At 74.4% G+C, this 25,003-nt stretch carries 23 protein-coding genes and 1 riboswitch; of the genes, 10 read left to right on the top strand and 13 right to left on the bottom strand.

Annotation, left to right across the window (positions count from 1 at the left end):
- Positions 1–66 precede the first annotated feature (66 nt).
- From UIS43_RS05760 to UIS43_RS05780, 5 genes are all read right to left on the bottom strand, one after another.
- Entirely contained in the window at positions 67–1,224 is a 1,158-nt protein-coding gene (locus UIS43_RS05760; RefSeq protein ID WP_370012659.1) for a glycerol dehydrogenase, read from the bottom strand.
- Between the two features lie 212 nt (positions 1,225–1,436).
- Positions 1,437–2,927 (bottom strand): aminopeptidase P family protein, encoded by a 1,491-nt coding sequence (locus UIS43_RS05765; protein WP_013153454.1) that lies wholly within the window; start codon positions 2,925–2,927, stop codon positions 1,437–1,439.
- 230 nt (positions 2,928–3,157) lie between these two features.
- Positions 3,158–3,694, bottom strand: a complete 537-nt coding sequence (locus tag UIS43_RS05770; RefSeq protein WP_071622208.1) for a GNAT family N-acetyltransferase — start codon at positions 3,692–3,694, stop codon at positions 3,158–3,160.
- A 134-nt stretch (positions 3,695–3,828) separates the two neighbouring features.
- Positions 3,829–4,047: a DUF3099 domain-containing protein gene (locus UIS43_RS05775; protein WP_013153456.1), complete on the bottom strand. Its 219-nt coding sequence runs from the start codon at positions 4,045–4,047 to the stop codon at positions 3,829–3,831.
- Positions 4,048–4,187: 140 nt separating this feature from the next.
- Entirely contained in the window at positions 4,188–5,144 is a 957-nt protein-coding gene (locus UIS43_RS05780; protein ID WP_041552733.1) for an oxygenase MpaB family protein, read from the bottom strand.
- Between the two features lie 208 nt (positions 5,145–5,352).
- On the opposite strand from UIS43_RS05780, the gene UIS43_RS05785 reads away from it, so the two are divergent.
- Positions 5,353–6,072: a nuclear transport factor 2 family protein gene (locus tag UIS43_RS05785; protein WP_117198583.1), complete on the top strand. Its 720-nt coding sequence runs from the start codon at positions 5,353–5,355 to the stop codon at positions 6,070–6,072.
- 83 nt (positions 6,073–6,155) lie between these two features.
- Here UIS43_RS05785 and UIS43_RS05790 read toward each other — a convergent pair whose 3' ends face one another.
- Both UIS43_RS05790 and UIS43_RS05795 read right to left on the bottom strand, forming a co-directional pair.
- Entirely contained in the window at positions 6,156–6,857 is a 702-nt protein-coding gene (locus UIS43_RS05790) for a response regulator transcription factor (protein WP_013153459.1), read from the bottom strand.
- Positions 6,824–8,209: a sensor histidine kinase gene (locus UIS43_RS05795; protein WP_013153460.1), complete on the bottom strand. Its 1,386-nt coding sequence runs from the start codon at positions 8,207–8,209 to the stop codon at positions 6,824–6,826. The genes UIS43_RS05790 and UIS43_RS05795 overlap by 34 nt, the downstream gene beginning before the upstream one ends.
- A gap of 195 nt (positions 8,210–8,404) precedes the next feature.
- On the opposite strand from UIS43_RS05795, the gene purB reads away from it, so the two are divergent.
- Positions 8,405–9,835 carry an adenylosuccinate lyase gene (gene purB, locus UIS43_RS05800; RefSeq protein WP_013153461.1) on the top strand — a complete coding sequence of 477 codons (1,431 nt, stop codon included), beginning with the start codon at positions 8,405–8,407 and terminating at the stop codon, positions 9,833–9,835.
- A 211-nt stretch (positions 9,836–10,046) separates the two neighbouring features.
- Positions 10,047–10,271, top strand: coding sequence for a hypothetical protein (locus tag UIS43_RS05805; RefSeq protein ID WP_013153462.1), 225 nt, complete (start codon positions 10,047–10,049; stop codon positions 10,269–10,271).
- Positions 10,272–10,294: 23 nt separating this feature from the next.
- On the opposite strand, the gene UIS43_RS05810 is transcribed toward UIS43_RS05805, so the two are convergent.
- Positions 10,295–11,254, bottom strand: a complete 960-nt coding sequence (locus UIS43_RS05810; protein ID WP_013153463.1) for a threonine/serine dehydratase — start codon at positions 11,252–11,254, stop codon at positions 10,295–10,297.
- Positions 11,255–11,411: 157 nt separating this feature from the next.
- A riboswitch (cobalamin riboswitch) is annotated at positions 11,412–11,592 on the top strand.
- Between the two features lie 24 nt (positions 11,593–11,616).
- On the opposite strand from UIS43_RS05810, the gene UIS43_RS05815 reads away from it, so the two are divergent.
- The 3 genes from UIS43_RS05815 to UIS43_RS05825 are packed head-to-tail and all read left to right on the top strand — an operon-like array spanning position 11,617 to position 14,821.
- Positions 11,617–12,663, top strand: coding sequence for an ABC transporter substrate-binding protein (locus tag UIS43_RS05815; RefSeq protein WP_013153464.1), 1,047 nt, complete (start codon positions 11,617–11,619; stop codon positions 12,661–12,663).
- Between the two features lie 35 nt (positions 12,664–12,698).
- A complete protein-coding gene (locus UIS43_RS05820) occupies positions 12,699–13,763 on the top strand; it encodes an iron ABC transporter permease (protein ID WP_041552734.1) in 1,065 nt (354 codons plus the stop codon).
- The gene (locus UIS43_RS05825; RefSeq protein WP_358457229.1) at positions 13,760–14,821 is read left to right on the top strand and encodes an iron chelate uptake ABC transporter family permease subunit; all 1,062 of its coding nucleotides are present in this window, start codon (positions 13,760–13,762) and stop codon (positions 14,819–14,821) included. The genes UIS43_RS05820 and UIS43_RS05825 overlap by 4 nt, the downstream gene beginning before the upstream one ends.
- Before the next feature lie 46 nt (positions 14,822–14,867).
- On the opposite strand, the gene UIS43_RS05830 is transcribed toward UIS43_RS05825, so the two are convergent.
- Positions 14,868–16,142 (bottom strand): MFS transporter, encoded by a 1,275-nt coding sequence (locus UIS43_RS05830; RefSeq protein ID WP_013153467.1) that lies wholly within the window; start codon positions 16,140–16,142, stop codon positions 14,868–14,870.
- A gap of 258 nt (positions 16,143–16,400) precedes the next feature.
- Between UIS43_RS05830 and UIS43_RS05835 the strand changes: the two genes are divergently transcribed.
- The 4 genes from UIS43_RS05835 (at position 16,401) to UIS43_RS05850 (ending at position 19,678) form a co-directional block, all read left to right on the top strand.
- Positions 16,401–17,120, top strand: a complete 720-nt coding sequence (locus UIS43_RS05835) for a methyltransferase (protein ID WP_370012665.1) — start codon at positions 16,401–16,403, stop codon at positions 17,118–17,120.
- Positions 17,117–17,908, top strand: coding sequence for a Rossmann-like domain-containing protein (locus UIS43_RS05840; protein ID WP_370012667.1), 792 nt, complete (start codon positions 17,117–17,119; stop codon positions 17,906–17,908). The genes UIS43_RS05835 and UIS43_RS05840 overlap by 4 nt, the downstream gene beginning before the upstream one ends.
- Positions 17,909–17,995: 87 nt before the next feature.
- The gene (locus UIS43_RS05845) at positions 17,996–19,018 is read left to right on the top strand and encodes a pyridoxal-phosphate dependent enzyme (protein ID WP_013153470.1); all 1,023 of its coding nucleotides are present in this window, start codon (positions 17,996–17,998) and stop codon (positions 19,016–19,018) included.
- Between the two features lie 66 nt (positions 19,019–19,084).
- Positions 19,085–19,678, top strand: coding sequence for a flavin reductase family protein (locus UIS43_RS05850; RefSeq protein WP_041552735.1), 594 nt, complete (start codon positions 19,085–19,087; stop codon positions 19,676–19,678).
- Between the two features lie 183 nt (positions 19,679–19,861).
- Here UIS43_RS05850 and UIS43_RS05855 read toward each other — a convergent pair whose 3' ends face one another.
- The 4 genes from UIS43_RS05855 to UIS43_RS05870 form a co-directional block, all read right to left on the bottom strand.
- Positions 19,862–20,530, bottom strand: a complete 669-nt coding sequence (locus UIS43_RS05855) for a maleylpyruvate isomerase family mycothiol-dependent enzyme (RefSeq protein WP_013153472.1) — start codon at positions 20,528–20,530, stop codon at positions 19,862–19,864.
- 100 nt (positions 20,531–20,630) lie between these two features.
- Positions 20,631–21,701 carry a lytic polysaccharide monooxygenase gene (locus UIS43_RS05860; protein WP_370012670.1) on the bottom strand — a complete coding sequence of 357 codons (1,071 nt, stop codon included), beginning with the start codon at positions 21,699–21,701 and terminating at the stop codon, positions 20,631–20,633.
- A 262-nt stretch (positions 21,702–21,963) separates the two neighbouring features.
- A complete protein-coding gene (locus UIS43_RS05865; protein ID WP_071622214.1) occupies positions 21,964–23,328 on the bottom strand; it encodes a cellulase family glycosylhydrolase in 1,365 nt (454 codons plus the stop codon).
- A 195-nt stretch (positions 23,329–23,523) separates the two neighbouring features.
- Complete coding sequence (locus UIS43_RS05870) at positions 23,524–24,957, bottom strand: endo-1,4-beta-xylanase (RefSeq protein ID WP_013153474.1); 1,434 nt, start codon at positions 24,955–24,957, stop codon at positions 23,524–23,526.
- Positions 24,958–25,003: the final 46 nt, after the last annotated feature.

Genomic DNA, 25,003 nt, shown 5'->3' on the forward strand with positions numbered 1-25,003 from the left:
CCGCCTGCCCGGGGTCCCCTGGACGGGGTCCGCCGCCCCGGACCGAAGGCCCGGTCCCGCGAGCGGTCAGTGGGCCCCGGGAGCCTGCGGTTCCCCGAGCCCGGCCTCGCGGCGGGCGCGGCGGCCCACCGCCTCCACCGCGCGCAGGGCGTCGCGCACGTCCCGGGCCGAGGGCGTGAACGCCAGGTTGTGGATGGTCTCCTCCGGCGCGGTCGCCGCGGCCACGACCCGGTCGAGCACCTCGTCGTCCGCGTCCCCCAGCCCCGCCTCGGTCAGGGTGGTCGGCAGGCCCACGCGGGCCGTGAACCGCGCGAAGTCGTCCACCTCCGAGGCCGGGGCGCCCTCCAGCAGCAGCTGGGTGAGCGAGCCGATGTTGACCTTCTCGCCGTGGGCGAGGTGGTGCGTCTCGTCCACCGCCGTCAGCCCGTCGTGCACCGCGTGCGCGGCGGCCAGCCCGCCGGACTCGAAGCCCAGGCCGGACAGCAGCGTGGTGGCCTCCACGACGGCCTCCACGTCCGGGGTCACCAGGCCGCGGTCCACCGCCTCCAGCGCGGGCAGGGACGACTCCCACAGGATGTCCCAGGACAGGCGCGCCAGGGTCGTGCCCGCCCGGGTCGGCAGGCCCTCCACCATGTTCGCGCTGTGCGCCCGCTCCACCGCGCGCGCCTCGATCCAGGTGGCGAGGGCGTCGCCGACCCCGGCGGCCAGGAACCGGGTGGGCGCCTCGGCCACGAACTGCGTGTCGACCACCACCAGCACCGGGTTGCGGTCGTAGAAGCGGTAGGACTCGAACGCCCCGGACTCGGTGTAGACCACCGACAGCGCCGACGTGGGCGCGTCGGTCGAGGCCACCGTGGCCGCGCTGACCCACGGGATTCCCGTGTTGTCCCCCGCGGCCTTGGCGGTGTCGATCGCGGCCCCGCCGCCCAGGCCGATGACCACGTCGTGGCCCCCGTCCCGGATCGTCCCGGAGGCGCGTTCGGCCTCGGCCCTGGTCGGAACGCCGCCGAAGCCCTCGAAGACCAGGGGCAGGTCCGCCTCGCGGAAGGAGGCGGTGAGGACGTCCTCGGTCAGTCCGCGGACGACGTCGTCGACCAGGACGAGCGGGCGGGAGCCGTGGTCGGAGACGAGCGGGCCCAGCCGGGCCAGGGCGCCCCGCCCCTGGACGTAGCGCCCCGGCGAGGCGAAGACGCGCGGCCGGGTTCCTCGGGTGTGCTCTGCCATGGGGTGGAACCTCCTCCTCGGTGGATTGCCCTCCCCCTCCCCGCTGGCCGCGCACCCACCTGCCCAAACGTGCTGTGGCGAGGCATGGGCCACTCTTGGGCGCGAGAAGGGAGGGGTTGCGCCCCCAGCGGCCACCGTTCCCCCGCTCCCCGGGACAACGGAAACGGGACCGCCCCCGAGGAGGCGGTCCCGTCGTCGTGTGCGGGGAAGGGCTAGCGCGGCAGGCGCTCGGCCAGCCAGGCCTCGACCTCGGCGGAGGAGCGCGGCAGAGCGGCAGACATGACCGTGCGGCCCTCCTCGGTGACCAGCACGTCGTCCTCGATGCGCACGCCGATGCCGCGCAGCTCCTCGGGGACGGTCAGGTCGTCGGGCTGGAAGTACAGGCCCGGCTCGACGGTGAGCACCATGCCCGGCTCCAGGTCCCCGTACAGGTGGACCTCCTGGCGCGAGACCGCGCAGTCGTGCACGTCCATGCCCAGCATGTGGCCGGTGCCGTGCAGGGTGTACCGGCGCTGCAGGCCCAGCTCCAGGACGCGCTCGACCGGGCCCTCCAGCAGGCCCCACTCGACGAGGCCCTCGGCGAGCACCCGCTGGGAGGCCTCGTGGAAGGCCACGAACGGCCTGCCCGGGGCGACGGCGGCGATACCGGCCTCCTGGGCGGCGTACACCAGGTCGTAGACGCGGCGCTGCACGTCGGTGAAGGTGCCCGACACCGGCATGGTGCGGGTGACGTCGGCGGTGTACAGCGTGGTGGTCTCCACGCCCGCGTCCAGCAGCAGCAGGTCGCCCTCGCGCACCGGGCCGTCGTTGCGGGTCCAGTGCAGGGTGGTGGCGTTGGCGCCGGAGGCCGCGATGGTGCCGTAGCCGACGTCGTTGCCCTCCACCCGGGCGCGGAGGAAGAACGTGCCCTCGATGAACCGCTCGGAGGTGTCCTTGGCCTGCGGCAGCGCCTCGACGACGTCGCCGAAGCCGCGCACGGTGGCGTCCACGGCCAGCTGGAGCTGGGCGATCTCCCACTCGTCCTTGACCAGGCGGTGGTCGGCCAGCGTGACGGAGAGGTCCTCGTCGAGCTGGGCGTACTTGGCCCGGGCCTCCTCGTCGGCGTCGGCGCGCAGACCGTCGACGATCGCGTCGAGCTCGGCGTCGTGGCCGCGCACGATGCGGGTGGTCGCGCCGCCCGCGCGCAGCACGCCGGACAGCGTGGTCACGTCGGCGGTGGCCACGCCCAGCAGGTCGGCGGCCTCGGAGAGGCTGTTGCGGCGGCCGGTCCACAGCTCGCCGTAGCCGCCCAGCCAGAACTCGCCGTTGTCGCGGTTGGAGCGGGGCTTGAGGTAGAGGACCACGTCGTGCCCGCCCTCGGCGCGGGGCGTGAACACCAGGCAGCCGCCGTCGGAGGTGTCGCCGGTGAGGTAGGCGTAGTCGGTGGCCGCCCGGAACGGGTACTCGGTGTCGTTGGAGCGGGTGAGCAGCTGCCCGGCCGGGACGACCAGGCGGTCACCGGGGAAGGCCGCGCTGAGCGCGGCGCGGCGGCGGGCGGTGTGCCCGGCCTGCTCGACGGGCTCCAGGTCGCGACGCTCGGTGTCGGCCCACCCGGTGGTCATCCACGCGGCGAGCTCGTCGGAGACCGACTGCGCCTGCCCGTTCTTGCGGGGACTGAACACGGGGGCGTTCGTCTCGTCCTGGGGGCGCTGCTGCTCGCTCACGTCGTGCGTCTCCTCGCGGGTCGGGCGTCGCGGCCGCTTGTGGCGGCCCTGGCCACCCATCGTACGGGGAGGCCCCGGGGTGCGGCCGTCGCGCGGACATACCGGAAGCCATAACGCGTCCGGCCCCTCCGGCGGCGGCGCGGCGGGCCGCACCGGCGCCCGCCGGGGACGGCCACGACCCCGGGCACCGCCTCAGGGGAGGCCTCTCCGGTCCCGGGACGCCCGCCTCCTCACACGAGGTCGTGGGCGAAGGGGATGGCCGTGCGGTGGGGCAGCTCGTCGATGTCGGCCGGGTCGACCGGCCGGTAGCCGATCCGCGTGTAGAAGGCGACCGCCTCGGGCTGGGCGGGACCGGTGAACAGCAGGACCCGGGTGTAGCCGAGGTCGCGGGCGGCCTCCTCCAGGGCGGTCATCACCCGGCTGGCCAGTCCGAGGCGGCGGTGACGCCCCGAGGTCCAGACGCGTTTGAACTCGGCGGTGTCGGCCATGGCCGCCCGGTCCTTCTTGTAGGGGCGCACGGCCCCTCCGGCGACGATCTCCCCGTCCAGTTCGGCCAGTACGAGACGGCCGTGGGGAGCGGCGAACTCGGTCACCGGGTAGCGCGCGAGCTCGTCGGCCGCGCCCTCGGCACCGTAGCGCTCGGTGTACTCCTCCAGCAGGCCGTCGAGCAGCCCCCGCACGCGCGGGTCGTCGTGGCGCACGCGCAGCATGCGGACCGCGCTGGTCCGCGGGTCCGCCGCGACGCCTTCGGCACTGGTCTCTGTCACGCGTTCCTCCCCGTGGCCGACGGGGCCTCCCGCCGCCGTGTCGGCGCGCGGTGCCCGGTTCCGCCGGAATACTACGCGTCGGATCATCGGACCTGCGACGCGGGCCGTGCGCCCCGCCGGACCGGCGCGGTCGGTCAGTCGGCGTTGGGCCCGTACCTGTTGTCGCGGTCCTCCGGGTCGTCGGGGTCGGCGATGCTACCCAGGGCCGCGGCCACCGGCGGCAGGACGGCCGCCACCGCGCACATGGCCACCGCCCATCCCGCGCCGAAGAGGTAGTAGACGGGCAGCGCTCCGGCGAACAGGAGCAGGCACGCTCCCATGACGAGGCTGTACCGGCGTACGCGTCGCTTCATCGCGGCCCCCTCGGTCCACGGGAACCCCTCCACGCTACCCGGGGCGCTGTCCCGGCCCGGGCCGCCAGCCCCGCGAAGGCGCGACCGCCCGTGCCGGAGCCGGGCGCGGGCCCCTGCGCGTCCGGACCGCGAGCCCGCCTTCAGGCCCCCGCGGCGGCCCGGTCGTCCGCTGGCGGCGGGGAGGGCTCCCCGGCGGGCGCGGAGGGCGCCCGGAAGAGGGTGCGGGCGCGCATCGACCGGAACCCGTTCTCGATCTCGTACCCGGCCTCCAGCAGCCGCTGCCTGGCCTCCTCGGCGCTGCGCACGGTGGCCTCGTCGAAGAGGAGGTTGTAGTAGCGCTCGGGCACCCGGTTGAGCACCGCTCTGAGGGCCCGCAGCGACGCGGTGGCCGCCGCGTCCCCGCCGGGGGCCTCGGGAAGGATCCCGTAGGCGCGGCGCGCCCACGCGGGCAGGGTGGCGTAGGACAGGGCGCCGACCGGGAACCACAGGGGCTTGAGCGGGGCGAGCCAGGACAGGCGCTCGGGCACCTTGGGCCACAGCAGGAAGCGCACCGCCTGCCGGGCCTCGGGGGTGGCGCGCAGGACGGGCCGGACCGAGGCCAGGTAGCGGCGCAGGTCGGCGACCGAACGCGGCACGTCCTCGCGCGACAGGCCCACGTAGGCGGCCGTGTGCGACTGCTCGTCGAGGTAGCGGTCCGCGTCGCGGGCGGTCAGCGCGACGCCCGCGCGCACCGCGTTCTCCAGGTAGGAGGAGACCTCCGCGCAGTGCACCCACACCAGCAGGTCGTGCTGGTCCACCCGGTGCGGGCGGCCGGTGGCCGGGTCGGTGAAGGACAGCGCGCGGTGCACCCGGCGGACGCGCTCGCCGAGCGCGTCCGCCTCGGCGGGGCTGCCGTAGGTGGTGACGGCCACGAAGTGGGCGGTGCGCATCAGGCGGCCGGTGGGGTCGGAGCGAAAGTCCGAGCGCTGCCACACCCCCTGCATGGCCACGGGGTGCAGGGCCTGGAGCATGAGGGCGCGCACGCCCGCCACCCACATCGACCGGTCCAGGTGGATCTTCCAGGTGACGCTCTCGGGGGCGGCGACGGTCGGCTGCATCCGGTCTCCTACGGGCTGCGGGGGGAGTTCGCACCGTGACGGCTCTGCACCTCCACGATAGGTCCGGTGCTCCCCCGACTCCCGGCGGGTCCGCGACGCGGCCGACTCGTGACCGGGCCTTGGGCGAACCGGGAGGTGGCCCGGGAGCAGTCTGGGTAGTGGGACCGCCCGGTCCGCGGGCGGTCACCGGGAGCCGAGGAGGCGAGCCATGTCCGCCCCACCCCAGGCCCACCCGTCCTTCGACACCGACCGGTACGTCCGTGCCGTGGAGTCGGCCGACGCCGAGGCGATGGTGGCCCAGTACAGCGACGACGCCCGGATGGAGATGATCGACCGGCGGACCCCTCCCAGCGCCCCGACGGTCCTGCGCGGCAGGGAGGAGATCGGGCAGGCCCTGCGGGACGTCTGTTCGCGCGAGATGACCCATGAGGTGCTCCAGTGCGTGTCCGACGGCGAGCACGTCGCCGTCACCGAGCGGTGCACCTACCCCGACGGCGGCAAGGTCATGAGCATGGCCATGCTGGACCTGCGGGACGGGCGCATCGTGCACGAGTCCGTGGTCCAGGCCTGGGACGAGGGGTCCGTGGACGCCCCCCAGGGGGCCCGGTTCGACGGGGCCGAGCAGACCCAGGAGTTCGAGCGGGGGCGTATGGAGGTCGTCCGCGTCGGCGGACGGGCGGTCACGCGTCTGACGCTGATGCCCGGCTGGCGCTGGTCCGAGCACCTGCGGCCCCTCCAGGGCACGGACAGCTGCATGAGGACCCACTGCGGCTACATGGTCTCGGGCTCCCTGGCCTGCCGCATGGACGACGGAACCGAGCGCGAGTTCGGGCGGGGCGACGTCGTCTTCATCCCGCCCGGGCACGACGGCTGGGTCGTGGGCGGGGAGACCGCCGTCATGATCGACTGGTGCGCGGCCGAGTCCTGACGAACGCCCGGCGCCCTCGGTGACCGTGCCGGCCGGCGCGGTCACCGAGGGCGCCGTCCCCGCCGTGCGGGGACGGCCCCGGCTCAGGCGGGGCGGCCGCGCAGGTAGGCCAGGACCGCCTGGACGCGGCGGTGCACCCCGTCGTCCGGGGGCAGGTCGAGCTTGGCCAGGATGTTGCCCACGTGCTTGCCGACGGCGGCGTCGCTGACCACCAGGTGGCGGGCGATCGCCCCGTTGGAGCGGCCCTCGGCCATCAGGGCGAGGACCTCGCGCTCGCGCGGGGTCAGGCGCTCCAGCGGGTCGGCGCGGCGGCGCAGCAGCTGGCGGACCACCTCGGGGTCGACGAAGGTCTCGCCGTCCACCACCCGGCGCAGCACGGAGGCGAACTCGCGGACGTCGCCGACCCTCTGCTTGAGCAGGTAGCCCACGCCCTGACCGCTGCCGGAGTCGAGCAGGTCGGTGGCGTAGCTCAGCTCCACGTACTGGCTCAGCGCGACCACCGCCAGGCCCGGGCGCTCGCGGCGCAGCCGGACGGCGGCCCGCAGCCCCTCGTCGGTGAAGCCGGGCGGCATGCGGATGTCGGTGACCACGAGGCCGGGTCCGTGCTCGGCGACGGCCGACACCAGCGCCTCGGCGTCGCCGACCGAGGCCACGACGGGGAAGCCGAAGCGCTCCAGGATCCCGGACAGCCCCTCTCTGAGCAGCACGCCGTCCTCGGCCAGGACGGTGGGCACCAGGGGCGCGTCGGGGGTCACGCCAGCGGTGTCGGGGGAACGGGTCCGCACGGAAGCTCCACTCGGATTCGGGTAGGTCCGCCCCGGGGGCTGGACAGCTCCATTGTGCCGCCCATGACCGCGACCCGGTCCCCGAGCCCGGTGAGCCCGGACCCGCGTGCGGGGTCGGCGCCGCCCGCGCCGTGGTCGGTGACCTCCACCAGCAGGGTGTCGGGCCGGCCCGGCGCGCCGGGGGCCGTGCTGGCGTGCACGGTGGCGGCGTCGGCCCCGGCGTGCTTGCAGACGTTGGTCAGGGCCTCGGCGACCACGAAGTAGGCCGTGCCCTCCACGTGCGCGGGCAGGCGTTCACCGATCCGCACGTGCACCGTCACGGGCACGGGGCAGCGGTCGGCCAGCTCCTCCAGGGCGGCGGGCAGTCCCCGGTCGGTGAGGACCCGGGGGTGGATGCCGCGCACCAGCTCGCGCAGCTCGGTGATGAGCTCGTCGGCCTTGGCCTGGGCGGCGACCACGCGCTGGTCGGCCTCGCTGCCCTCCTCCAGGTCCAGGCGGGCCACGCCCAGGTCCACGGACAGGGCGACCAGGCGCTGCTGGGCGCCGTCGTGCAGGTCGCGTTCGATGCGCCTGCGCTCGTACTCGAAGGCGTTGACCAGGCGGGCCCGCGACTCGGTGACCTGGTTGAGTTCGGCGTGCAGGACTCCCTTGGGCGGGCCGACCAGCAGGGTGCGGGCCAGCAGGGAGTGCAGGCACGCCATGGCCGCCGACGCGTAGAGCAGGACGACCAGCAGCGGCGGGGCCAGGAGGGTGTAGGGCACCGCCTCGGCGCTGGAGGTGAGCGTCACGAGGCCGAGGTTGACGACGGAGCCGGGGCTGTCGTCCAGCAGGAGCGGACCGGAGGCCAGGACGATCACGAGCAGCAGCAGGAAGCCGGTGAGCATGGCGTTGACCCCCGCCAGGGGGAGCATCAGCCCCGCGTAGGCCACCTCCCGCCAGGTGGCGGCCTCGGTGTAGCGGGTGCGCACCCACCCCCACAGCCCGGGGACCGGTTCGCGGTGCCCGCTCTCCCGGGGGCCGCCCCCGACCAGGCCCAGGCGCCAGCGCTCCAGCGCGCCCAGGGGGATCGCGACCAGCGGTCCGAACAGGAACGTGAACGCCAGGCACAGGGCCAGCACCAGCACGATGCCGCCGTAGTCGAAGGCCTCGATCCCTCCGCTCCAGGCCATGAACAGCGCCACCCAGGGGGCCAGGACGGGCGAGGCGACGAAGAACAGGACGGAGGCCACCAGGACGGTGCCGCCGCTGTAGGCGAGACCGCGCCAGGGCCAGGAGGTGAGCAGGAAACGCCTCGTCGTGAGCGCCTGGAACAGGGCGCGCGGCGGGTTCGGGGACTCCGCGGGAGTGGTCATGGGCCAACGTTAGGCAGGCCCGGCGCGGGCCGGAATCGGCCGCGCCACCGGGTCGGGGGTGGGGCTGGCCCTACCTTCCTGGCCCCGGTTCCGGGCGTTCGCCGACCGACCTGCGTCGCCGCCGTTGCGGGCCGGGTGCCTTCGGGGGGAGTGGCCGCGCGTGCGCCGCAGCTCAGGACGATAGGGTCGGACGACGTGAGTGCGAAACCGCTGATCCCTGATGTCCTGGCTGCCCGCTACGCGTCCGCGGAGCTGACCCGGCTGTGGTCCCCCGAGTACAAGGTGGTCGCCGAGCGGCGGCTGTGGCTGGCCGTGCTGCGCGCCCAGGCGCGTCTGGGCGTGGACGTCCCGGCCGGTGTGGTCGAGGACTACGAGAAGGTCCTGGAGCAGGTGGACCTGGCCTCCATCGCCGAACGCGAGCGGGTCACCCGCCACGACGTCAAGGCCCGCATCGAGGAGTTCAACGCCCTCGCCGGGCACGAGCACGTGCACAAGGGCATGACCTCGCGCGACCTGACCGAGAACGTCGAGCAGCTCCAGGTGCGCGACAGCCTGCTGCTGGCCCGCGACCGGGTGGTGGCGCTGCTGGCGCGGCTGGGGAGGCTCTCGGCCGAGTACGGCGAGACGGTGATGGCGGGCCGCTCCCACAACGTGGCGGCGCAGGCCACGACGCTCGGCAAGCGGTTCGCGTCGATCGCCGACGAGGTGCTGGTCGCCCACGGGCGGCTGGAGGAGCTGATCTCCCGCTACCCGCTGCGCGGGATCAAGGGCCCGGTGGGCACCGCGCAGGACATGCTGGACCTGCTGGGCGGGGACCGCGCCGCGCTCAGCGCGCTGGAGGACGGGGTGGCCTCCCACCTCGGGTTCGAGCGGCGCTTCACCAGCGTGGGCCAGGTCTACCCGCGCTCGCTGGACTTCGAGGTGCTGACCGCGCTGGTGCAGCTGGCCGCCGGTCCCTCCTCGCTGGCCAAGACGATCCGCCTGATGGCCGGGCACGAGCTGGTCACCGAGGGGTTCGCCGAGGGTCAGGTGGGCTCCTCGGCCATGCCGCACAAGATGAACACGCGCTCGTGCGAGCGGGTCAACGGGCTGACCGTGATCCTGCGCGGGTACGCGTCCATGGCCGGTGAACTGGCCGGGGACCAGTGGAACGAGGGCGACGTGTCCTGCTCGGTGGTGCGCCGGGTGGCCCTGCCGGACGCGTTCTTCGCCTTCGACGGGCTGGTGGAGACGATGCTGACGGTGCTGGACGAGTTCGGGGCCTTCCCCGCGGTGGTCTCCGCCGAGCTCGACCGCTACCTGCCGTTCCTGGCCACGACCAAGATGCTCATGGCCGCGGTGCGCGCCGGGGTGGGCCGCGAGACCGCCCACGAGCTGATCAAGGAGCACGCGGTGGGCTCGGCCCTGGCCATGCGCCAGGAGGGTGCGGGCAACCGGCTGCTGGACCGCCTGGCCGAGGACGGGCGCTTCCCGCTCGGCAGGGAGGAGCTGGACGCGCTGCTGGCCGACCGGATCACCTTCACCGGCGCCGCCGCCGACCAGGTGGCCGCCGTGGTGGGGCGGATCGACGCGATCGTGGCCGCGCACCCGGAGGCGGCCGCCTACTCCCCCGGTTCGATCCTGTAGGGGAATCCGGGTTCGCCTGGCGAGGGGCCGGGGACGGCGCCGCGGCGCCGTCCCCGGCCCCTCGCCGTGTGGGCGGACGGACGTGCTGCGGGCGGACGCGCGGTGGCGCGCGTATGACCCAGTTCACCGCCGCTGACACTCGGCCCGAAAGTTAACACCTATTACGGTTGGGTTGTCGGCACGTCCAACCCCCGATCCCCTCGGAGCACCCATGATCGACCCCGATTCCTTCGGTACCGCGCTGTGGACCGTGCTGATCGTCGCCGCGGTCGTCATCGCCTTCGGGCTCGCCGCGCTGTCGGACATGGCCATGCGCCGCCGCGAGGACCGTGCCGCGCGCGCCGCCGGGCGCGACAACCCCGTGGCGGCGCGTGCGGGCGAGCGGCAGCGCGTGAACGGGAGCGGTCCCGCCGGCGGCGGGGGCTCCCGAGCCTGAGACCGCGGTGCCGCCCGCGCGGCTCACGCCACCAGGCGGGCGAACAGCCCCGGGTCGGCGTTGCCCCCCGAGACGACCGCGACCGTCTCCTGCGGGCGGCCGGGCGCGGTGGGCACCCGGCCCGCCAGGACCGCGGCGGCGGCCAGGGCCCCGCTGGGCTCGGCGACCAGGCGCGCCCCGTGGGCGAGGGCGGCGACGGCGCGGGCGATCTCCTCCTCGGTCACGGTGACGACCTCGTCCAGGCGGGCGCGCAGGTGGGCGAAGGTCAGCTCGGACAGGCACACGCGCACCCCGTCGGCCATGGTGCGGTGGGTGCGCTCGGGCGGCCAGGTGACCAGGCTTCCGGTGCGCAGGCTCTCGGCGGCGTCGGCGGCCAGTTCGGGCTCCACCCCCACGACGCGGACCCGGCGCGGGCCCGCGGCGGCCAGCGCGGCGGTGGCCACCCCCGAGGCGAGCCCGCCTCCGCCCACGGGCACGACGACGGTCGCGACCCCGGGCGACTGCTCCAGGATCTCCAGGCCGACCGTGCCCTGGCCCGCGATGACGCTCGGGTCGTCGAAGGGCGGGACCAGGGCGAGCCCCTCCTCGTCCCGGAGCCTGCGGGCGGTGGCCTCCCGCTCCCGGGGGGCGACCATGACGATGCGGGCTCCCAGGGCGCGCATGCGGTCGACCTTCACCCCGGGCGCGCCCTCGGGGACGACGACGGTGCAGGGCACCCCGTGCCGGGCGGCGGCGTGGGCGAGCGCCTGGCCGTGGTTGCCCGAGGAGTGGGTCACCACACCGCTTCGGCGCTGGTCGGGGTCGAGCAGGGCGACGGCGTTGGTGGCGCCGCGCAGCTTGAAGGCCCCGGTGGGCTGGAGGCTCTCGGGTTTGAGCAGGAACGGCGGCCCTCCGGCGGGGCCCGCCGTCAGCGGGGTGCGCACCACCTCCCCGCGCAGGCGTTCCCGGGCGGCGCGGACGTCCTCCACCGTGATCAGTTCCATGCGCCCTCTATGCCCGGTCCCGGTCCGGCCACGCGTGCGGACGGCGCTCCGCCGGTCGGGCGGCTCGCGGGGGGTCCGGTCGTCGGCCGGGAGGGGAGCGGGTCTCGCGGAAGGGACCCGCGTGCACTACCGTGGCCGGTTGACTGTCAGCACAAGTCCATATCGTCGACGTCGCAGTGCACGGGAAGCCGGTGGAAGTCCGGCGCGGTCCTCGCCACTGTGACCGGAGTGCGCCTCCCGCACGCCACTGGGCCGGACACGGCTCGGGAAGGGTGGGGGCGCGGGGCCAGAGCCCGACTCCGGGAGCCAGGAGACCGGCTGCGACCGTCCGCGTCATCAGACCACGAAGGATGGTTTGTTCGATGAAGCCCACCGGGGCACGCGCGGTCCGGTACCGCCTGCCCGCCTGCGCCGCCCTCGCCCTGCTCCTGGCCACGACCGCCTGCGGCGGGGGCTCCGCCGCCCCCTCCCCCGAGGCTGCCGGGGAGACGATCCGCAACTGCGGCGTCGACGTGGCCGCGGACAGCCCGCCGGAACGGGTGTTCGCCGCCTACCAGCCCGCCATCGAGACCGCCCACGCGCTGGGCCTCAGCGACCGCCTGGTGGGGACGGCGTTCCTGGACGCCGCCGTCCTGGAGGAGTACGCCGACGCCCAGGCCGGGCAGGAGTACTACCCCAACCTGCCCAGCCGGGAGGAACTGCTCAGCCACGGGCCCGACTTCGTGCTCGCCGGGTTCAACGACGTGTTCACCGACGAGAACCTCGGTACGCGGGCCTCCCTGCGCGAGCTGGGCATCGGCAGCTGGATCCCGGCTCCGCTGTGCCCTAGCGGGGACGGCCGCACCGACGCGACCATCGACCCGGCCTCGGTGACGATGGACAACGTCTACGCCGACCTGCGGAACCTGGGCGCCCTGTTCGACGCGCGCGAGCGCGCCGAAGAGGTCATCGCGGACATGGAGGGCACGATAGGCGGGGTCACCGAGGCCCTGGAGGGCGGCGTGCCTGAGGAGGACCGGCCCTCGGTGATGGTCGGCCGCCCCAGCGACCAGGGGTTCCGGGTGGCCGGCGGGCAGGACTTCTCCACCGAGATCATCCGGCTGGCCGGAGGCGTCAACGCCTTCGCCGACCTGGACGGCGGTCGCAACCACGACGTGGCCGTCGAGGACGTGATCGCGCGCGACCCCGACTTCATCCTGGTCGACGTGTGCTGCGACGCGCGGATGACCGCCGCCGACGCCGCCCCGGACGTGGAGCGGATCACGGCCGATCCCGTGCTGGCCAACCTGACCGCGGTCACCGAGGAGCAGGTGGAGGAGTTCACCTTCGCCGACCGTTCCGCGGGTGTGCGCAGCGCGGCCGCGGTGGAGACGGTCGCCCGGATCCTGCACCCCGGCCTGTTCGGGTAGGCGGGCCGGTGGCCCCCCATGTGGCCGGGAGGCCCGTGACGGCCGTGCCCTCGGGAGTCCGGCGCCGGCTGCGGGCCGCGGCCGACGGTTCCGGGGTTCTCGTCAGTGCCCGCGCCCGCGTCGCCGGGTTGGCGGTGGCGCTGCTGGTCCTGGCCGCGACCCTGCTGGCGTCGGTCCTGGTCGGTTACGAGCGGCTGTCCGTGGCCGACGTGTACCTCGCCTACGCCGGTTTCACCGGTTCGGACACCGACTTGGTCGTGCGGCACCTGCGTGTGCCGCGTACCCTGGCCGGGCTGGCGGTCGGCGCGGCCCTGGGCGTGTCCGGGGTCCTGGCGCAGGGGGTGACCCGCAACCCCCTCGGTGACCCCGGCGTCCTCGGCATCAACGCGGGCGCCTCCCTGGCGGCGGTCCTCGCGATCAGCGTGTTCGGGGTGTCCGCGCTACTGGGCTACGTCGGCTTCGCCTTCGCGGGCGCGGCGGTCGCCGCCTGCGTGGTCCACGCCGTGGGGTCGCTGGGTCCGGAGGGGGCCAGTCCGGTCAGGCTCACGCTCGCCGGAGCCGCGGTCTCGGCCCTGCTGGCTTCGCTGACCTCGGCGATCGTCCTGCGCGACCGCGCGAGCCTGGACGAGTACCGGTTCTGGGTGGTGGGCTCGCTGGCGGGTGCCGACGGCGCGGCGCTGCTCCAGGCGCTGCCGTTCCTGGCCGCCGGGCTGGTGACGGCGGTGGCGGTGGCCCGGTCCCTGAACGCGGTGGCGCTCGGCGACGAGCTGGCCCGCTCCCTGGGGACACGGCTGTGGCTGGTGCGCGGGACGAGCGCCCTGGCGGTGGTGCTCCTGGCCGGGACGGCGACGGCCGTGGCGGGTCCGATCGGCTTCGTCGGGGTCGCCGTGCCGCACGTGGCGCGGGTCCTGGTCGGCCCCGACCACCGATGGGTGCTGCCCTGGTCGGCGGTGCTGGCGCCCGTCCTGTTGTTGGCGGCCGACGTCGCGGGCCGGGTGGTGGCGCGTCCCGAGGAGTTGCAGGTCGGCGTCCTCACCGCTCTCATCGGTGCGCCGTTCTTCGTCCTCGTGGTGCGCGGGCGAAGGGTGGCGGGGCCGTGACGGCGCGCTCCGGGGCCCTGGGTCCCCGAACGGGGGTGGCCCGCCTGGGCGGACTATCGGTACGGGTGTACTGGCCCGCGGTACTGCTCGGCGGCCTGCTCACCGCCCTGGCCGCGGCGGTGGCCCTGGTCTCGCTGACCCTGGGGGACTTCGAGCTGGGCGTGGGCGAGGTGGTGGACGCGCTCACCGGCCGTGCCGGGGTGATGGTGACGCACGTGGTGGTGGAGATGCGGCTGCCGCGTGTGCTCACCGCGCTGGGTGTGGGCGCCGCACTGGCGCTCTCGGGGGCGCTGCTGCAACGGCTGGCGCACAACCCGCTGGTCAGCCCGGACGTCATCGGGGTCAGCGCGGGCGCGACGACCGCGGCGGTGCTCGCCATCGTCGTCTTCGGCGGCACGGCGGCGGCGATCGCGGCCAGCGCGCTGGCGGGGGCCGTGGCCACCGCGTTCCTGCTGTACCTGCTCGCCTACCGGCGCGGTGTCAGCGGGCAGCGGCTGGTCCTGGTGGGGATCGCGGTCACCGCGGTGCTGGGCGCGGTGACGTCGTACCTGCTCACCCGCACGGAGCTCGCCACGGCGCAGCGCGCCATGCTCTGGCTCACCGGCAGCCTGGCCAACCGGGACTGGCCGCACGTGGTGACGGTGGCGGTGGGGTTGGCCGTCCTGGCTCCGACCACGTTCCTGTCGGCCCGACCGCTGTCCCTGCTCCAGCTCGGGGAGGACGCGGCGACCGCCCTGGGCGGCCGGGTGCGGCTCGCCCGGGGCGCCCTGCTGTTCACCTCCGCCGCGCTCGCGGCCACGGCCACCGCCGTCGCCGGTCCCGTCGCGTTCGTCGCCCTGGTGGCCCCGCAGATCGTGCGGCGGCTGCTGGGCGGACGCGCCCTCGGGCTGCTGCCCTGCGCCGCCTGCGGAGCGCTCCTGACGGCCGTTGCGGACCTGGTCGCGCGCACCGCCTTCGGGGGGAGCGAACTGCCGGTCGGGGTGGTCACCGGGGCGCTGGGCGCCCCCTTCCTGCTGTACCTGCTGGCCCGCGGCGGCAGGGCGGGACGGGACCGGTGAACACCCGGGGCGCCGCCCCGGCAGGTCCCCGGGGGAGCCTTCCCGGTCAGGCGGCTCGCGGGGCCGGGGCCCCATGGCCTCCCATGGCGAAGTGGCGCGAACCGGGGGCGAGCGCCGCGGCCCCCGGGGCCAGGAAGCACAGGGCGGCGCACACGACCAGGACCGCCTCCGTGCCGAAGGCCTGGGTGGCCGGGGCGATCAGCGCGAGCCCGACCGGGGCCAGGCCGTAGGAGAACAGGAAGTCCAGGGAGGAGACGCGGGCGAGCTTGTCGGGCGCGACCTCGCGCTGGGCGGCGGTGAACCACGGGACGTTGAACAGTTCGATCCCGACCCCCGCCAGGGCGTAGGCGGCGAACACCGTCCACGGGCCCACGGGGAGGAGCAGGCTCAGCGGCGCGAGCCCGTACAGGGCCAGGCCCGCCAGCGCCACCCACCCCTGGGAGGAGGGGCGCCAGCGCCCGATCAGCAGCGCCCCGGCCAGCGCGCCGCCGGTGTAGGCGGTCAGCGCGCCCGCCAGCACCGCCTCGGTGCCGTAGGTGTCGCGGCTGACAACCGGGAGCAGCACGCCCGTGGCGGAGTACCCGGTGGCGATCACCGCCGTCAGGGCGCCCAGCCCCGCGAGGAACCACGTGTGGCGCCGGGCCTCGCGCAGCCCGTCGCGGAAGTCGGCGACCGGGGAGAAGCCGCGCGCGGGCACCGCTCCCGGGGCGGGCGCGCTCCGGCCCCGGGGCGGGGCCAGGGCGGCGACCGCCCAGAGCGCGGCGGTGACCAGGAGGAGGGCGTGCACGCCCAGGACCGTGGAGAGCAGCGCCGTCGCCCCCGGGGCGACCAGGGTGGTGACCCGCACGGAGATGGTGAGCGCCGCGTTGGCGCGCTGGCGCCGCGGCTCGTCCACGACCTCGGCGGTCAGCGCCTGGAAGGCGGGTCTGCAGGCTCCCTGGCCCGCGCCCACGGCCGCCGCGGCCACGGCCGCGAGCGCCAGGGCGCCGGTCGCCACGCCCGCGGCGACCAGCGGAGTGGCCGCCGCCGCGAGGACCCCGGCCCACAGCACCACCGCGCGGCGGGAGAGCCGGTCGGCCAGCAGGCCGCCGAGCGGCAGGGCGAGGAGGAACCCGCCGGTACGGGTGGCCAGGAGCAGGCCGAGCCCCATGGCGGTGAGCGATCCGTCCAGGACGGCCAGGCCGAGGATGAACGGCATGGCCCACGTGGCCAGTCCCGAGGCGGTGCTCCCCGACCACAGGCGGAGGAAGGCGGGGTCCGAGAACACGTGCGCGCGCGGTGGGGCCGTGGGCACAGTGCCGGTCTGCTGGGGGTGGGCCACGTCTTTCCACGTCCTCTCCGCGGATGGTCACCGGCGGGGCGCGCTGGCGCCGCCCCCGCCCGGGCGCGTCCGTCGCGGGCCCGTCCGCCGCGCGGCGCCCGGGGCCATGGAACACCCCCGGGAACGCGAACTCCGACCCCACTAATGACAATGGTTATCGTTTTATCTACAATAGCGCGCGGACTCCGGTACTCAGAACATCCGGCGCTCCCCGTTGGTGTCCCGTGTTACTCCCGACCCCCTTTTGGAAGGACGACCGTGGACCGCTCCCTCGTGGACCAACTGCCCCCACCGCTGCCCGCCGAACAGATCCTCGCCGTCAACCCGCCGCGCGAGGACCTGCACACCACCCGCTCCTACACCTGGAACGGCTGGGGGTTCGAGGTACCGCCCGGCGTCTTCCTCCCCGGCGGGACCAGCAGGATGATCCACCAGCGCATCCTGGACGACGACATCGACGTGCGCGGACGGCACTACGCCGCCATGGGCGTGGGCCTGGGCGTGGAGGCCGTCGCCGCCGGAGTGCGCGGCGCCCGCCGGGTCCACGCCGCCGACGTCCACGGCCCCAGCGTCGAGGCCGCCGCCCGCAACTTCACACGCCTGCTCGGGGACCGCACCGCCACCGAACTCGTCCCCGTGACCGGCGACATGTTCGAGGGCTTCCCGGACGGGACCGCGCTCGACGTGGTCACCTTCAACCCGCCCGCGGTCAGCCGGACGGTCAGCACCGACCCCGACGTCGTGCGCAACGTGTGCGTGGGCGCGGCGATCACGGAGAAGTTCTTCACCCAGCTGGCCGAGCGCCCGCTGCTGGCCCCCGGCGCGGAGGTCTTCCTCATCGCCTCCAACACCGCCGACCTGCGCCGCATCGTCGCCCACGCGGAGGCCACCGGCTTCCGGGCCGGGGTGCACCACCGGCACGACTGGGGCGACGGGGTCCTGACCTACCTGTTCCGCTTCCAGGAGGCCGGGAGATGACCCTCGACGACCTCCTGCGCGACGCCGTCGGCCGGGTCGGCGACACCGTGGCCACCAGCGTCTTCTGGCTCCACCACGGCACCCGCCTGGCCGGGGGCGACACCACCTACCTCAACCACTACGTCGCCGTGCGCGTCGGCGCTGCCTTCGGGGCCTGCGCCTTCGAGGACGGGCAGATCGCGCCGGAGCTGTGCCGCGAGGCCTCGGGCGCCCCGCTGGCCGAACTGCTCGCCCAGGGGCCCCTCCCCCTGCGGGTGGCCGCCCTGGACGCCCACCTCGCCCACACCTCGCCGCACCGCGAGGACCCCCGGGCCGAACCGGTCACCCTGCCCGCCGGAACGCCCGAACAGCGCGCGCGGGCCCGGGACGCCGCCGTCGCCGGTCTCGTCCCCATCACCGAGGGCGCGCGGATCGCGCTGATCGGCGTCGTCAACCCCCTCGTGGCCGCCATCCGCGAACGCGGCGGCGAGTGCCTGCCCTGCGACCTCAACCTGCGCACCACCCGCTGGGGCGACCCCGTCTCGGAGTCCATGGAGGAGGTGGTCGACGCGGCCGACGCCGTCGTGGCCACCGGCATGACCCTGGGCAACGGCACCTTCGACCCGCTCCTGGCACGGTGCCGCGGGCGCGGCGTCCCCCTGTACGTCTACGCCCAGAGCGCGAGCGCGGTGGCGCGCGCCTTCCTCGGCCGCGGAGTCGACGGAGTCTCCGCCGAGCCCTTCCCCTTCTCCCAGTTCAGCGCCGACCCCACGCGGCTCTACCGCTACCGGGCGACCCCGGCGGCCTGAACACCCACGCCCTCCTCCCGGGCGGGCGCGTGCACCTTCGCGTTCCGGAGCACGCGCCCGCCCCAGCCACCAGTAAGGAGAACGACCGTGGACGAGCACGTCTCCGAAGCGATCGGCCGCCCCGACCTCATCGACCTGGGCGGCGGACTGCTGTGCCTGCGGTTCGAGACCCTCAAGGCCCTCTCGGCCCTGGCCGCCGTCCGCCACCTCGTCGAGAGCGGCGCCGTCCGCCCCGGCGACACCGTGGTGGACAGCTCCAGCGGCGTCTACGCGCACGCGCTGGCGCTGGCCTGCCACCGGTACGGCCTGCGATGTCACATCATCGGCTCCACCACCGTGGACCGCACCCTGCGCGTACAGCTGGAGGTGCTGGGCGTACGCCTGGAACAGATGGAGTCCACCGACGACCTGCGCCTGGACCAGAACCGCCGGGTGCGCCGGGTCCGGGAGGTCCTGGCCGCCCACCCGGACCACCACTGGATGCGCCAGTACCACGACCCCCTCCACTACCTGGGCTACCGCGAGGTCGCCGAGACGGTCCGCCGGGAGACGGCGGGCGCGGACCTCACGCTCGTGGGGGGTGTGGGAACGGGCGTGTCCACCGGCGCGCTGGGCACCTACCTGCGCGAGGCCGACCCGGGCACCCGCCTGGTGGGGGTGCAGCCGTTCGGCAGCGTCACCTTCGCCAGCGACGGCGTGCCCGACAAGGACATCATCATCGCGGGGATCGGCAGCGCCATCCCCTTCGGCAACGTCGACCACACCCTCTACGACACCGTGCACTGGACCGGTTTCACCGCGGCCCTGGCCGGAACGGTCGACCTGCTGCGGCGGCACGCCGTGTTCGCGGGGCTCTCCAGCGGCGCCGCCTACCTGGCCGCCCGGTGGGAGCTGGGGCTCTCCCCCGGCCGGACGGTGGTGTTCGTCGCCGCGGACACCGGCCACCGCTACACCGAGTCGGTGTTCGCCCGCCACCGGGAGGCCGAGGCGGTGGAGGACCTCAAGCCGCTGGACGTCACCGGAACCTCCGAACTGCGCCTGCCCTGGGCGCGCATGGAGTGGCGCCGGTCCGGGGCGCCGCGGCAGGCGGAGTTCGACCGCACGGCCTGAGGCCGGACGCGCGGGCGCGGGGCGGCGGTGGCCGCGCCCGCGCGCGGGGCGGGATAATCGATGCCGATGCGTACCGAATGGACACCGCAAGACCTGCCCGGACGAGCGTTCTACCAGCTGATGACGGCCGTGATCCTGCCGCGACCGATCGCGTGGGTCTCCACCACGTCGGCGGCGGGCGTGGACAACCTGGCGCCGCACTCCTTCTTCACCGTCGCGTGCACCCAGCCGCCGATCGTGCAGTTCACCTCGGTGCGGCGCAAGGACTCGCTGCGCAACGTGGAGGAGACCGGCGAGTTCGTGGTCAACCTGGCCCCGGAGCCGATGCGGGAACAGGTCAACGCCAGCGGCACCTCCTACCCGCCGGAGGTGAGCGAGTTCGAGGCCCTGGGGATCGGGCGCGAGCCCAGCGCGTCGGTGCGCCCGCCCCGGGTGGCCGACTCCCCGGTGGCGCTGGAGTGCGTGCTGCACTCGACGGTGGGCCTGGGCGACTCGACGGTGGTGTTCGGCCGGGTGGTGCGGGCGGCCGTGGACGAGTCGGTGCTGGTGGACGGACACCCCGAGGCGACCCTGCTGCGACCGCTGGCGCGGCTGGGCCGAGACGAGTGGTCCACGCTGGGCGAGGTGCGGGCCCTCCCGCGGATCCCGTACCGGCCCTGACCGGCGGCTCCCGGCGACGACCCCGGTGGGCGGCTCCGGCCGCCGTCGGGCGGCCGACCCGGCATGCGGAGAGTCCGTCCCGACCGGCGGAGGCCGTCCGGACCGCCGCTTCCGGCCCGTCCGGCCGGAAGCGGCGGGCCCGGGTCCCGCACGGGTGATTCGGACACACCCGTCGTTCCCCGGTCAGACCCGCAGGTCGGTCTCCGGGAAGGGGAAGGCCGACAGGCGGTACAGGACGTCGGCGGGGTCGCCGCTCCAGTCCATGGCGCGTATCTGGGCGGCGCTGCGGCGGCCGGTGGCGGCGCGCACCAGCTCGAAGGCCGTGGCCGACCACTCCAGGTCGGCCCGCTCCCCGAAGGCCCACTCCTGGCCGGTGTCCGCGGCCGCCACGCGCACCCCGGGCAGCTCGGGGGACCACGCGCGGGCCGTCGCGCCCAGGACGAAGGCGGCCAGTTCGTCGGCGTGCTCGGGCTGGGCGGGCATCCCCAGCGCGCCCCGGACGTCGTTCTCGTGGTGCCACACGTCGATCGCGGGCAGCGAGTAGCGGGCCCGGGTCCGGGTGGCGAAGACCTCCAGCAGGGCCGGGGTGTCCGCGCGCCAGGCCGCGCAGAGCGCGGCGATGTCCAGGTGCTCGCGCTCGGCCACCTGGCGGGCGGTGACGGCGTCGTCGGCCGGGGGCGTGACCCGTTCCGCGGGCACGTCGGCGCAGAGCCCGGCCAGGTGCGCGTAGGTCTGCCGGACGGTCCACGCGGGCAGGGCGGGAACGGGCGTGGCGAGCTGCTCCGCGCTCAGGTCGTCGGCGAGCGCGAGCATGCGCTCCTGGCAGGAGGTGTAGATCTTCGCGGTGTTCATGGCGCCACGGTACCGAACGCTGTTCGGTACCGTGGCGCCGGGACCGCGCGGGCCTTCACGGCCCTCGTGTGGGGGGTACGGTCCCTCCGGGATGGTCAGGTCACGGCTCCTGGCAGGTCACCCGCGGCTCGATGTTCACGTTCCCCGAGGTGGCGGTGAACCCGAAGCTGGCGCTCTCCCCGGCCGCGAGCGAGCCGTTGTGCGCGGCGTTCCTGGCCTCGAAGTGGGCGCCGTGGTTGACGAGCGAGGCGTTCCAGGCGCTGCTGACCGCCTGGCCGTTGGCGAACACCCAGTCCACCATCCAGCCGTCGGTCCCGTTCTCGCCCGCGGTGACCTCGACCTCGGCCTGGAAGCCGCCCTGCCACTCGTTGAGGACCGTGTACTCGGCCGTGCAGTACTCACCCGCCGGCGGGTCCGTGGGCTCCGGCTCCGGCTCCGGCTCCGGCTCCGGCTCGGGTTCCGGCTCCGGCTCCGGCTCGGGGTCCGGGTTGCCGCCCGAGCCCCCTTCGAAGACCACGTCGGAGCAGTTGTAGAACGCCTCAGGGCTGTCGGAGCGCTCCCACACCACGTAGATGACGTGCTGGCCCTCCTTGTCGGGCAGGTCCACGTCCCAGTAGTACTCGGCTCCGGCGACGCCGCCGCTGCGCAGCGGCGGGTCGGTGACCTCGTCGATGAGCTCCAGGGAGTCCCAGGTCAGCGCGTCGGTCGCGGGGTCGAACCCGTCCTCGGTGACGTAGGTGTAGAAGGTGCCCGGGTGCGCGGCCCAGGCGTTGTGGTGGAACTCCACCGTCGTGTCGGCGGGCAGCTCGGTGGTCGGCCAGTCGGCGCGGACCGCGTTGAAGGCGGAGAAGCTGTCGGTGGGTCCGCACAGCTCGCCGTCGGCCACGAACTCCTGGTGCCGCCCGTCGGAGTTGCTGATGAGGTTGCCGAACCAGTTCCAGAACGGGTAGTTGCCGCCCTCGGCCAGCGCGTCGGCGCAGGCGTCGTTGGTCGGCGCGAGCGCGCCGCCGCTGCTGCCGCCGGTGGCGTCCTGGAAGCAGGCGTAGGTGCGGCTGGCCGGGTAGGTGAACGCGCCGTGGGCCTGGGCCGTGTCGGGCAGCGCGACGACGGTGGTGCCGACGGCGAGGCCGCCGAGCGCCACGGCCATGGCGAGGGTGCTGCGTGACCGCATGGGCCACTCCAATCTCTGTGGGGGGTGCCCGGCCGCACCGGGGCGGTGCGGCCGGGGCGGGTGGTCTGTTCCCTCAGCGGGATCAGCGGGTGTGTCGGGTCGGGTGGTCACCGGGTTACGGGGACTCCGGGTTGTGGGGGTACTGGGTCACGGGGATCCCGGGTCGTCGGGGCTCTGGGTTGCAGGGGCTCTGGGTTGCAGGGGCACTGTGTTGCAGGGGCACTGGGTCGTAGGAGCACGGAAAGAGCAGGGTGCGGGCGGGTCAGGACGCGCTGCACGTCAGCTCGGGGGTCGAGACACCGCCGCTGGAGTTGCCGACGAACCCGAACGAGGTCGACTGCCCCGCCGCCAGCACGCCGTTGTAACCCACGTTCGTCGCGGTCACACTGCCACCGCTGCCCGACACCGACGCGTTCCAGGCGTGCGAGACACTCTCACCGCTACCGAAGGTCCACTCCACGGTCCACCCCGACAGAGCCGCACCCGCCGTCACCGTCACCTGCGCCTGGAAACCCCCCTGCCACTGGTTCGTCACCGAGTACACCGCCTCACACTCACCCGACGGCGGGTCCGTGGGCTCCTCGGTCGGCGGGTCGGTGGGCTCCTCGGTGGGCGGGTCGGTCGGGTCGGGGCCGCCGCCGTAGACCGGGGCCTCCTCGGCGGTGGCGGCGATGCCGTCCGGTCCGTTGAAGATGCGCTCGCCCCAGGGGGTCAGGCTGTCGACGTCGAAGCCCTCGACCATGTCCAGGTACTCCACGGGGCTGCCGTTGCCGCTCCAGGACCAGCCGATGTAGCCCAGGCCCAGGCGCTCGGCGTGGGACATGATGGCGTCCTCGTCGGGGTTGCCGTCGGAGTGGTCGTGGCCGAACTCGCCGACGATCAGCGGCAGGCCCGCGTCGACGAAGTGCTCCAGGTAGGAGACGACCGTCGACTCCTGCTGGTAGACGCCGTACATGTGCACGGAGAAGACCGTGTTGGCGTGCGGGTCGGAGTCGAACACCGACTGGGCGTTGTCGCGCATGACACCCGCCCAGTCCTGGCCCCAGTTCGGCGCGTCCACGACCAGGGTGTGGTCGAAGCCCGCGTCGCGCAGGCGGTTGACGGCGTCGCTGGTGTCGGCGGCCCAGTTCTGGTTGATCGCGGCGTCGTTGCCGTAGGGCTCGTTGCCGATGTTGACGAGGATGTGGTCCTCCTCGCCCTCGACGGCCTCCTGGATGCGCAGCCAGTAGTCGACGGCCTGGTCGAGCGTGGCGGCCCCGGCCTGGTCGCCGTAACCGGTGGTGTCGTGCACCTCCAGGACGCAGATCAGCCGGTTGGTCTTGCACTCGTCGACGACGTTGGCCACGTCGGCGGCGGTGTTCTCCGTCCAGCGCTGGCCGCTGCTGAGGACGACGCGGACGGCGTTGGCGCCCAGGGACTTGATGTCGGCGAACGACTGGGTCTCCTGGGCGTACCAGGTGTGGGCGTGGCTGACGCCGCGGATGACGAAGTCGTTTCCGGCGGCGTCGACGAGGCGGCCGTCGCTGACGCGGAAGCCGGTGTCGGCGTGCGCGGGCAGCGAGTGCACGAGCAGTGCGGCCACCAGGGTGATGACCGACCCGAGGGCGATCAGCAGGCGTTTGACCATGGGAGGGCTCCAGGTAGGGGGCGGACAACGTTGTCGTGTTGCGGGGGGTTCCGCCCTCGTGGGCGGGGACCGGGTGGGCGCCGGGGGTGGCGGCTGCGTTCCCCCGGCGCCCGGTCCTGACACAGGCGCGGCCTGTTCCGGGGCGGTCGCGTCAGTGTCGTTCGGTCGTCCCCCGCGGGCGGGGTCAGCCGCCGGTCAGGACGCGCTGCACGTCAGCTCGGGGGTCGAGACACCGCCGCTGGAGTTGCCGACGAACCCGAACGAGGTCGACTGCCCCGCCGCCAGCACGCCGTTGTAACCCACGTTCGTCGCGGTCACACTGCCACCGCTGCCCGACACCGACGCGTTCCAGGCGTGCGAGACACTCTCACCGCTACCGAAGGTCCACTCCACGGTCCACCCCGACAGAGCCGCACCCGCCGTCACCGTCACCTGCGCCTGGAAACCCCCCTGCCACTGGTTCGTCACCGAGTACACCGCCTCACACTCACCCGACGGCGGGTCGGTCGGATCAGGATCCGGGCCGGGGCCGGGGTCGCCGCCGAGCGCCTCGTGGATCGACCAGTAGGCGGGCTTGGGCTCGTAGTTCTCGTCGATGGGCAGCGCCGCGCCCTGGCCCGGGAAGGTACCGGGAACCCAGGAGTGGGCGTCGGTGACGCCCCACACGATCACACCCGAGCACCCGTCGACCGCGTAGCAGGCGTTGACCACCTGCTCGTAGTCCCTGGCCTGCTGCTCCAGTTTCTGCTGGGTGACGGGCAGCTGGATGCGGATGTCCAGCTCGGTGATCATCACCTCCAGGCCCAGGTCCACGAAGCGCTGGATGTTCTGCTGGACGCTGGAGGGGACCTGCCCCGCGATGAGGTGGCCCTGGAAGCCGATGCCGTCGATCGGCACGCCCTGCGCCAGCAGGTCCCGGACCAGGTCGTAGTAGGCGTCGCTCTTGGCGTTGATCCCGTCGATGTTGTAGTCGTTGATGAACAGGCGGGCGTCGGGGTCGGCCCGGTCGGCCATCCGGAAGGCCTCCGCGATGAAGTCCTCCCCCAGCGTCCGGTAGAAGACCGAGTCGCGGAACCGGGCGTCGTCCCCGATGGGCTCGTTGACCACGTCCCAGGTGGCGATGTCGTCGCGGTAGCGCCCCACGGTGGTGCTGATGTGGGTGTCCATGACGTCCAGCAGCTGGCCCTCGGTGAAGGTGCCGTCCCTCACCCACGAGGGCAGCTGGCTGTGCCACACCAGCGTGTGGCCGTGGATCAGCTGGTCGTTCTGCTGGGCGAAGTCCACGATGCGGTCGGCGTTGGTCCAGTTGAACTGTCCGGGCTGGGGCTGGACGGTCTCCCACTTGAGGTCGTTCTCGTGGGTGACGGAGTTGAACTCGGTCGCGGCGGTCTGCGCGTAGGCCGCCTGGTTCAGGTGCTGCGGCGCGACCGCGGTGCCCATGCGCAGCCCGCGCTGGTCGGCGAGTTCGCGCAGGGTGGCCTGTTGGGCCCGGGCCGCCTCCTGCGCCGTGAGCGCGGTGTCCTCGGCGTGGGCGGCGGCGGTCAGGCCGCCCGTGACCAGGCTGAGGGCGAGGGCGACCGCGGCCGCGGCCCCTCCCCGGAGCCGTCTTCGCCCCTTGGTGACCAACATGGTGCTCCTTTCTTCTGTGGGGGTCGGGGGCGGGCGCCGTCGGCGC

The organism is Nocardiopsis sp. LDBS0036, assembly GCF_041228755.1.
In the GTDB taxonomy this organism is placed as follows: Bacteria; Actinomycetota; Actinomycetes; order Streptosporangiales; family Streptosporangiaceae; genus Nocardiopsis; species Nocardiopsis dassonvillei.